A 9,734-nucleotide genomic window follows, 5' to 3' on the forward strand; every position below is an offset into this window, starting at 1 on the left:
CCCATCCAAACCACCGCTCCGCCCCTTGCTTTCACTCGCCTACATGCTTGCCAGATGATATCGTCACGGTGCACTTTGTGACTTAGCTCCTACCTCGACCGAACTCTCACCGGCTAGTTGTGCCTAGCTTCGCTAGTCATACTATTTAGAAAAAGGCTGCCGAAAATTTCTCGACAGCCCGTATCCTCTCTAACCTTCGCGTGTTCCTGGTATGCTTGCTCAACTGGTAAGTCTTGCCATTAGTTCAATGGGGAACATCCTGTCGACAGGATGAGCAGATTCCCCCTTCGTTTCAATAGATTGAATTATTAGCTCAGAGGCATTCTTCGCCAGATCGTTAATCGGATGCCGGATCGTGGACAGACTGAGCAACTCGGATACAGTCGGCATATCATCCACACCCAATACCGCAAGCTTCTCCGGTATGGACAGATTCAGATCCTTACAAGCCTTCAACACCCCAATGGCAGTGATATCATTGAGGCAGAACAACGCCTGCGGTAGCTGGCCATTCTTGACCAACTGCATCACAGTTTCGTACCCGAAGCTTTCTGTCATATCTCCTGTAATGACCGTCGTCAGATTCCCTTTCTCCTGAAGAGAGCGGGAAGCACCATTCAACCTATCGTCGAAACCAGGAACCTCACCATGTGGATAGGTCAGAATGATAATTTTCTGATATCCCTGAGACATTAAATGGTCCACTCCCGTTTGGCCGCATTGATAGTCATTCACTCGGACAATATGGGCGCCGTAGGATAGATTATGCCTGCCAATGGTAATTACCGGAACGTTGAGTTCCATAAGTCTGGGCATGAATTTTTCTGTCTCCGAGGTGGCCTTTACGATAATTCCATCGACCATTTGGATATTCATAAATATCTCATCAAAGTCCAGGAGGATCAGCTTGTAGCCCATAGTCTTCAGTTGTTGCTTCAACACCTTGGCAAAATGCAAGAAATACAAATCTTCAAAATAACCATCGTATGTACTGTTTGACAGAACCAGTCCGATGGTATGCATTTTGCCGGTAATCAGGCTTTTGGCAACGGGATTTACCTGATATCCGAGCTTGGTGATCGAGTCGCTTATTTTATCTCGTGTCTCCTGACGCATCCGGTGAAAATTGCCGTTCATGAAATGAGAGACCGTTGCAGGCGATACGCCCGCGTCTTTGGCGACCTGAACTACCGTAACTCTTTTTTTTGCCATTTGATGCACCTCTGCGAATTTACTTGGACAACGCCTGCACCTCCGCAGTTATCGCGGACGCCTGTCCATTACTGCCGGAAATTCTGGGAACGACTGATGCGGTTCAGTCTGATACCAGTAGCTTACCGAACTAATATCGTCACTTCGTTCAAATAAAGCTTGGCCATCATGTCCAATTTGCTGTACGGTCACCCTCAGATCTTCTTCGAACAGTATTGGATCAAGGATATGCCAACGATAGAAGCCCCGCATCGGGCAAGCCGCCCCATCATAAATATGTGACCGTGTATTGTCTCTCGTCTCAAAATAAGGAAAACCCATAAAGGGAGTCGAGTAGGTTTGCTCATGTACCGGGTTTCCGTTATCATACTTTACAAACCCCCATGCACCGCCGAAATAGTCCTCGGCCCCGGTACCGCAAATCGTCGGCCAATCTTGGTCGCCGTCGATATAGAATTTCACTTCTCCTTCACCATACCAGTAACGGGATAGAGAAGTCCAGGACATATAGGTACCGATAAATTTGCCTCTTCCTTTAATTCCATCAATAAGGGTGTAATCCTGCCTCAGCACAGTAGGATTTTCTCTGCGAAATTGGGCGTGAAAATACTCGATATCCTCATCCAATTCATCAACCAGCATATAGTCGAATTGATAGAAAAACGCCTCAATACTCTGCGGATGCTCATTCGTAATCGTTACTTTCGCAGCTTGGCGGAAGGGCATGGCAAAGTAGCTGTTCATACCGCCGACCGGATTAACGACAATCGGCAGTGAATTGACAACCGTACGTGCCCCAAAGCCATTGCAGAAGAAATCGCCCAGCGGTACTTCAACGGATGGATGTTCTTCATTGTCCCAGTACATGCGCAGCACAAGATCACGCAGGACGAACCAGCCCGATTCGGTCTTATCGGTAACGGTCATCCAGATATGCTGAATGATTCCGGGTCCTTCAATATCAACAAGCGTTGCGGTTTCTCCCTGCGCGAGCGAGATGAACGCTTTGCCTTTGCGGGCAACGCCAAGGGGACCTTCCGCTTTACCGCCCTCCCCTTTGAGGCCCTGTGGATTCTCCGCCGTAATCGCTCTGCTCCTACCTTTCATTCTACCAAACAGCTGATTCATGGATTGCATGGTTAATCGTCTCCTTATCCTTTAACTGCGCCATCAGATACACCGGCCATCACATATTTATTCAAGAACAAGTACGTAACAATAATGGGAATAATGCTGATGCTGATTGCTGCAAAAGTCTGGCCCCAGTCTGTAGCCCCAAAGGCACCAATAAATTCCTGCAGCCCAACGGCAATCGTCTTGTATGCCTTATCATTCGTGAACGTATTAGAGAACACGAAATCATTCCAGATGAAAATAAAGTTAATAGATGCCACCGTAATGGTGGTATTAACCGTAAGCGGCGAAACAATTCGGAAAAACACCTGAAAAATGTTGCATCCGTCGATTACTGCAGCCTCTAGGAGTTCACCCGGCACATATCTGTAGAAGCTGGTGAAGATCAGAATAGACAATGGCAAGGCAAAACCAACCTGAGGCAGGATCAGCGCCGCATACGAATTGAGCAAACCATAATCTTTGTACATAATAAACAGAGGAATCAGCGTAACCTGAATCGGAATCATAATGCCTATCGTGAAGAACAACAGCAGCTTCGAATTCAGTCGGTTGATCATTTTGACAAGGGCAAAGCCTGCCGTCGCGCTCAGAAACACAATCAGTGCGAGACAGGTAAACGTCACAATAGCGGTGTTCTTGATATATAGCAGCAGGCTGCTCTCCCGGAATACACTCGCATAGTTTTCGAACGACCAGGACGAAGGCATTGCAAACGGCTGTGTAGTCAACTCGATGCTCGACTTAAAGCTGGATAGCATCAGCCAGACTACCGGATAAATTTGAATCAGCAGAATCGCAATGACCAGAATATACAAAAGAGAATAGGAGAGCTTTTTCTTCTTGGACATGTCAGGCATCTCCTTTTCTTGAATTAAAAATAGCCCGTATGAGCAATACTGCAAGCAGACTTTCGATAACGATGAACACAGCAATCGAACTTCCGTATCCATACTGGATGGTGGAGAACGCTTGTTTATACATATAGGTGGTAACCAACTCTGTTGAAGACCCTGGCACACCGATAATGTAAGGAATATCGAAGCCCCTCAGAGCCCCTGTAGTACACATAATCAAAGATAGGCCTAGCACATGCATGATGCTCGGAAGCTTAATATAACGAATAAGTTGCCAGCCGTTTACACCGTCAATCTTAGCCGCTTCTTCAATTTCTTTGGGAATTGCAATTAGCGCCGCATAAAAGATAACCATATACATCCCGATAAATCGCCATCCCTCAGGGATGGATACAGCGATTAATGCAGTATCGGGATTGGAGAGCCAGGCGGACTGAAGATGGCTCAGGCCCACCCAATCTAGAAACATATTCAATAGACCAAGAGGCTGAAGGGAATAAAAATTTCGGAACATTTGCGCAATAGCTATGGTTACAACAACTGCTGGCAGGTAATACAGTGTTCTGAAGATTCCTGCACCTTTGTTAACATAGGAGAGCAACAGGGCAAAAAACAAGCCGATAAACACTTGCATAAATACCACAATTACCACATATACCAGATTGTTTTGCACAGCATTCCAGAAATACGAATCTTTGAACATTGCAATATAATTATCAAAGCCGATGTAACGCGGCTCCTGAATGCCATTCCATTGCTGAAAACCGTATTTAAGAGACTGGATAATGGGGACAAAGACCGTTCCTAAATAAAATATCAAAGCCGGCAATATAAAAATTAACCATGCTTTTTTGTCTTTAAGCACATTCATATAGGGTCACCCCGCTTCTGTAATCACGTTACTGTTGATAAAGATCTCCGCCCGGCCTATCGTCCAGGCGGAGAATTATCATGGTATAAGAAGAACTAATATTCTTATTTGCTGGCTGTATTCTTGGCAATGGCATCATCAATCTGCTTGGCAAAATCCTCTGGAGTCATAAAGCCCATGGTCAGTTTGGTAATCAGGTCGCTCATCACCGAGTTGGTGTTCGGATCAAGCAGAGTATCCCAAGGCTTGGCAAACTCTGAGCCGTAGTTGTCCATATCCTTTTTAATCCGCAGGAACAGTTCGGAGAATTTGGACTCGTCATCAATGGTGAATTTTAGCGGTGACATTTGTTGTTTGGCCACATAGACATCACTGTAATTTTTCAGCACATAGCTCAGGAATTCCTTAGGCAGTCCATCGAATGTTTTCGCGGAAGCTCCAAGTCCGATGCCGCTGTTGCCGAAAAATTCATTGTTCGGTGTGACCGCATTGCTGGTGGTTGGCAGATAGAAATAATCCACATTGCCCTTGAGTCCTTCCGGCAGGCTGTCTTCCACAAAGGATGGTATTTCCCAAGTTCCCATGTTGTACATGGCAGCCTGGCCGTTCAGAAACAGATTTCTGGCTGTCGTATAATCGGTGGTAGCGAATCCATCCTGAAAGTATTTTCCGATTTGAGAAGCAAAGTTCGCCGCCTGCATGCCTGTCGCATCGGACATTTTGGCTTTGCCTTGACTCAAATCCCGGATGAACTGATTGCCTGTGGTCCGGAACGGGTACATAGCCGCATAACGCAATACTGGCCATACATCAACGCCGTCAACAGCGATAGGTGTAATTCCCTTGTCTTTAAGCGCATCGCTGACCGCAAGCAGATCGTCGAGGGTTTTGGGCACTTCAAGGTTGTTGTCAGCAAATATTTTTTTGTTATACCATGTCATTTCCATATGGTATTCCATCGGCAGAAGATACAGGCTTCCATCCGGCAACTCCTGATATTTTAGCGCAGGCTTATAGAACTGGTCGTACACTCCCTCCTCCTTTAGGAATTTCTCCATGTCCACCAGGTAGCCTGCGTTTACAAGTTCCTGAGCGAAAGGATCGGCATCACTATCAATGAAGTCCGGCATATTTCCTGAAGCAACCAGCGTTCTCAGTTTGGTCAGGTAAGAAGGTCTGTCCGCTGTTACCTGAATATCCAGCTTAAAGCCCGGATGATCGGCGGCGAATCGGTCAGCAAGCTCACGAACCGTCTGAACAATAGCCCCATTCTCCGGTCTGGCCGAGAGCCAGGTCAGCGTTTGCTCCTTAGGTGAATTCGAGGAACCAGCATTATCTGAGCTATTGTTGTCTGCGGAGCTACCGCAGCCTGCCAGAACAGTTGCTGCCAAGGAGAAAACTGCAAGACCAGTGATAACCTTTGACAATTTTTTTGTCATATTAAAACCCCTCCAATAAATTAATCCCTATAATTGCCGTGAAGCCTTTTTGCCAGTTAAAGCTCAACATTTGTCTTCATGGTGATGTCCTGAACCTTTACAGCTCCTTCATTTACGAAAAAACCAAAATGACCGTCCTTGAAGTTATAGATTCTCGTTGTCATGGCGACTTCATCATTTACATACAGGCATAGGATATCTTCTTCGAGAATCAACTGAAAATGAATCTGGCTGTGACTCGCAAAATCAAATGGACGCTCCAGCTCAATCATTTGCGGCTTGTCCCCGGCAATTTGCCATTGAAAGAATCCCGGTTCTGTTCTTGGCCACATATCAAAGGCAATCCGGTTATGAAAAGGATCAAATTTGATGAAGTAACCATTGTCCAGCGCCTTGTCCGTGCGAACTGCGATGCCAAAGTCCTTCACACGCTGCCAATCCGTAAAGGAAGCCTCAAGCATGACCTGAGAAGGCAAAGAGTTAAGCACGCTATAAGCTAGCCCATCCGGAGAAGAAAGCTGCAGCCAGTTATCCTGCTGAATGCAATTTTTCTCCTCTTGCAACAGAATTCGCTCTTCCTTGTTAAAATGTCCATAGATGGAAGACGGCATTCTCACAAGAAGTTCTCCGTGTTCGTTCTGGTGCAGCTCATGGGCAACCAGAGTGCCCGCCCACTCCCAATCCCCAAAATCATTCGAGCCCTTCTTCGATGGAACCCAGCCAAAGGCGTACCGCTTCAAGCCGTCGGAAGCTGTTTTGGCTGCATAAAATCCTCTGCCATCAAAGGTGTCCAGCGTCGGTGATGTGTATAAGCCATCGATTGTTTTGCTCTTTTTATAATGGGTGACGAACTTCTCACTGAAGGTGGAGTAGATCAGGTAGTGCCATTCCCCCATCTTGAAATAATCGGGACATTCCATCGTAATGTATTTATCCGGGCTGTAGAAGGGTTCACCATATTTCCAGTTCACAAGGTCATCAGAAGTCAGAAGTGCGATGCACCCTCCTCTTTTCTCGGAAGAGTTCATTTCCCTGGTGGTGACCAGCATCCAATATTCCTGCTTCTCTTCGTTGAAGAATACAAAGGGATCACGCCAATCAAATTGCTCATAAATCACTTCATCCCCGTACAGTTTAAAACCGCTATCCTTCGTCCAATGAATGCCGTCGGTACCCGTAGCCCGCAGCACAACTTGTAAGGGCTTACCATCCTTGCAAAACGCAGGGTTGGGATTATGTCCCGTGTAGAAAAGATGGTACATACCTTCCTTGTCCTTGATCACAGAGCCGGTATACGCATTCCGGTCTAGAGCGGTTTCATCTCCGTTCGGCAGAACCTCTCCATAATCCTTAAAGTCAAGTCCATTTCTGGTGGCCAGCAAATTCCATGAGGTATGGTTGCCATAGTCTCCCCCCTCTCTCTCGTCGTGAAGATAGTAGAGCTTGTACTCCCCATTGTCATAAAACGGAATCACATCACCAACCCAGCCATTCGCAGGCCTGTAGAACACTTTCCTCATTCTCATCATCTCCATTAGTAAAACGTTTTACAAACATATAGTAACACAATTTTTAGTCTTGTCAACGGTTTCATTTGTTTGTATATTAGTATTAATGATGCGGAAAACATTTTTGTAATTATATTATAGTAAAACGTTTACCAAAAATAAAAATTGGAAAGTCCATCCTTTCCTAGACAAAGGAGACGTAACATGATTATTGGGGCAATTGAAGCAGGCGGAACAAAATTCATCTGCGGAGTAGGCAATGAGGAAGGTGAAATTCTGGACCGGATCAGCTTTAAGACGGAGACTCCGGATAAGACATTGCAACAGGCGGTTGATTATTTTAAAGATAGAGGGGTTCAGGCTATTGGTATCGGGTCATTCGGGCCGATTAATATGGATCTATCCAGCCCCTTGTACGGGCATGTGACCACTACACCCAAGCCGGGCTGGGGAGGTTTTGACTTCGTGGGGGTTATGAAACAGCATTTTCCAGTGCCGATTGGGTTCGATACGGATGTGAATGCTGCCGCCCTTGGTGAAGTCCAATGGGGCGCGGCCCAGGGGTTGGACAACTGCGTCTACTATACAATCGGGACAGGTGTTGGAGTGGGCGTATATGCAGAAGGCAGGCTGATCCACGGACTTGTTCATCCCGAAGGCGGTCATGTCCTGACTCGGCGGCATCCAGAGGATCGCTTCGAAGGCCTATGTCCATATCATGGCGACTGCCTGGAAGGATTGGCCTCTGGATCGGCAATCGAGAAGCGTTGGGGCGTCAAAGGTACTATGTTGCCAGCGGAGCATCAGGCATGGAAAATGGAAGCTTATTATTTGGGCCAAGCCATCGCAGGCGTGATTCTTCTGATGTCTCCGAAGCGTGTGATCCTGGGCGGAGGCGTCATGCACCAGAAACAATTGTTTCCACTGATCCGAAGCGAAGTTCGTCAGGCGCTGAACGGCTATGTTGCTGCGCCTGAAATTCTGGAGCCAATGGATACTTATATAGTACCTCCTGGTCTAGGTGACAATGCTGGCTTAAGCGGCGCTCTGGCGCTAGGGATCAAGGCTATAAAGGGATGGGCTTAAGAGGTAAATTATATGAGTGCAGGTGTACAAAACCGGAGGCTGCCCGTTATTAGATACGGACAGCCTCTCGCTTGAATCAGAAAGCCTATTCGAATCAGCTTTCCTCCTTGGCATTTATTTTATCATTCTGGGGAGTTTCAATCTTAACCCGGTTAAATTCCGCTGTGCCCTGGCTGACGAACATGGCCAGCTTTCCGTGTTGAATGTCGTACATTCTAGCACTCATTGCTACTTCTCCGCCAACATAAATTTCGCAAATCGTGCCATCAATAAATACCTTTAGCTCATATTCATGTTCCGGCAGCAGCTTGAACGGACGTTCCAGCTCAACCTCGTAGGGGAAGGTTTTGCCCCCTTCTTCAGATTGCATAATTGGCCCGCGGAAGGTAATTCGGCTACGTTGGGGCTCAAGCGTGATGTAATAGGCAAAATCCAGACTTTCGCCTGCCCGAACCATGAACCCGAGACCCTGGGTCGACTCCGAGAAACGAACTGCTGCAGAAATCTTGCACAAATCGGGGAGTTCCTCCTTTGTGATACAACCGGCAAAGTTATAAGGAGATACGCAGAGTAGTGCATCGTCCGTGATTGACCAATCTCCAGTGATTCCCTCAAAATTCACGGTTAACTGTTTGGTAAAGGCTGAGTCAACCGTTTCGGGTACGTTGACGCCAAGCGTTCCATCCGGACGCTGAATAATTTCGTGCACAATCATATTCCCCCCCCAATCCCAAGTGTCATAATCTTTGCCTGAAGCTTTTGGCGGGTTCCAGCCGAACAGATCGTCATTTTTTGTTGGATTCCAGCCGAACAAATAGCGTTTCTGACCATCGGACGCCGACTTGGCCGCATAATAAGCGCGTCCATCAAAAGCCTCTTCTTCTGGAGTTATCCAAGGGCCATTTAAAGATTGACTCATCCGATAAAAGGTCCCGAAACGCCCCGTATAAGAAGAATAGATCAAATACCACCAATCTCCGATACGGAACAAGTCCGGGCACTCATGCGCGCCTACATGCAGGTTCGGAGCATACAACGGCTCGCGGTACTCCCAATGCTTGAGATCTTTGGAAGAGAGTAGACCCGTACAGCCTTTTCGGTTTGTCGGTCCTTTGGCCAGAGCAGCAATTAACATCCAGTATTGACCTTCTTCTTCATTCCAGAAAACAAAGGGATCACGCCAGTCTGCCAGCTCATAAATCTCGCCATCCGGACCAAAAGTATCTTCAGGAATGGGCTCCCATGTTTTTAAATCCTTGCTGACGGCATGACAAGCAAACTGCTTTCCTTCAGGAAAGATACAGTAGAACATATGATAGACATCGTCAACTTTTAGAATATGGCCGGTCCCGCCTTCAATCTTGCAAGCACCATCTTCTCTGTAATGCACGAAATCTTTCGTTCCAAGCAAATGCCAGCCATGATCAAGGCCTTCCTTGTGGTTATCTCTCCACCCATGCAGATAGAATAGCTTAAACTCTCCATCTTCATAATAGGGAATAACGTCTCCTACCCAAGCATTATCTGGACGATAAAAAAATTCCTTCATATTATAACCCTCCTCTAAGTGGCTAAGCGTTCATTCAACGAAACCGGCATATAAGCATCTCTTGTATCCCGCTCCTGA

At 46.7% G+C, this 9,734-nt stretch carries 8 protein-coding genes; 1 reads left to right on the forward strand and 7 read right to left on the reverse strand.

Features of this window, described 5'->3' with window-relative positions:
• Positions 1–219: 219 nt before the first annotated feature.
• The 6 genes from AC6B99_RS06155 to AC6B99_RS06180 form a co-directional block, all read right to left on the reverse strand.
• Positions 220–1,212, reverse strand: a complete 993-nt coding sequence (locus AC6B99_RS06155; RefSeq protein ID WP_056033230.1) for a LacI family DNA-binding transcriptional regulator — start codon at positions 1,210–1,212, stop codon at positions 220–222.
• Between the two features lie 48 nt (positions 1,213–1,260).
• On the reverse strand, positions 1,261–2,349 hold the full coding sequence (locus AC6B99_RS06160) for a glycoside hydrolase family 172 protein (RefSeq protein ID WP_056033227.1): 1,089 nt from the start codon (positions 2,347–2,349) through the stop codon (positions 1,261–1,263).
• 14 nt (positions 2,350–2,363) lie between these two features.
• Complete coding sequence (locus AC6B99_RS06165) at positions 2,364–3,197, reverse strand: ABC transporter permease subunit (RefSeq protein ID WP_494862800.1); 834 nt, start codon at positions 3,195–3,197, stop codon at positions 2,364–2,366.
• Between the two features lies 1 nt (position 3,198).
• Positions 3,199–4,074 carry an ABC transporter permease subunit gene (locus tag AC6B99_RS06170; RefSeq protein WP_494862802.1) on the reverse strand — a complete coding sequence of 292 codons (876 nt, stop codon included), beginning with the start codon at positions 4,072–4,074 and terminating at the stop codon, positions 3,199–3,201.
• 104 nt (positions 4,075–4,178) lie between these two features.
• The gene (locus AC6B99_RS06175) at positions 4,179–5,513 is read right to left on the reverse strand and encodes an ABC transporter substrate-binding protein (RefSeq protein ID WP_496663003.1); all 1,335 of its coding nucleotides are present in this window, start codon (positions 5,511–5,513) and stop codon (positions 4,179–4,181) included.
• A 56-nt stretch (positions 5,514–5,569) separates the two neighbouring features.
• A complete protein-coding gene (locus AC6B99_RS06180; RefSeq protein ID WP_046232306.1) occupies positions 5,570–7,033 on the reverse strand; it encodes a glycoside hydrolase family 32 protein in 1,464 nt (487 codons plus the stop codon).
• A 192-nt stretch (positions 7,034–7,225) separates the two neighbouring features.
• Here AC6B99_RS06180 and AC6B99_RS06185 point away from each other — a divergent pair, with 192 nt between their 5' ends.
• Positions 7,226–8,107 carry an ROK family protein gene (locus AC6B99_RS06185; RefSeq protein WP_494862807.1) on the forward strand — a complete coding sequence of 294 codons (882 nt, stop codon included), beginning with the start codon at positions 7,226–7,228 and terminating at the stop codon, positions 8,105–8,107.
• 94 nt (positions 8,108–8,201) lie between these two features.
• Here AC6B99_RS06185 and AC6B99_RS06190 read toward each other — a convergent pair whose 3' ends face one another.
• A complete protein-coding gene (locus AC6B99_RS06190) occupies positions 8,202–9,656 on the reverse strand; it encodes a GH32 C-terminal domain-containing protein (protein WP_496663004.1) in 1,455 nt (484 codons plus the stop codon).
• Between the last annotated feature and the right edge of the window lie 78 nt (positions 9,657–9,734).

It is taken from the genome of Paenibacillus liaoningensis, from assembly GCF_059609455.1.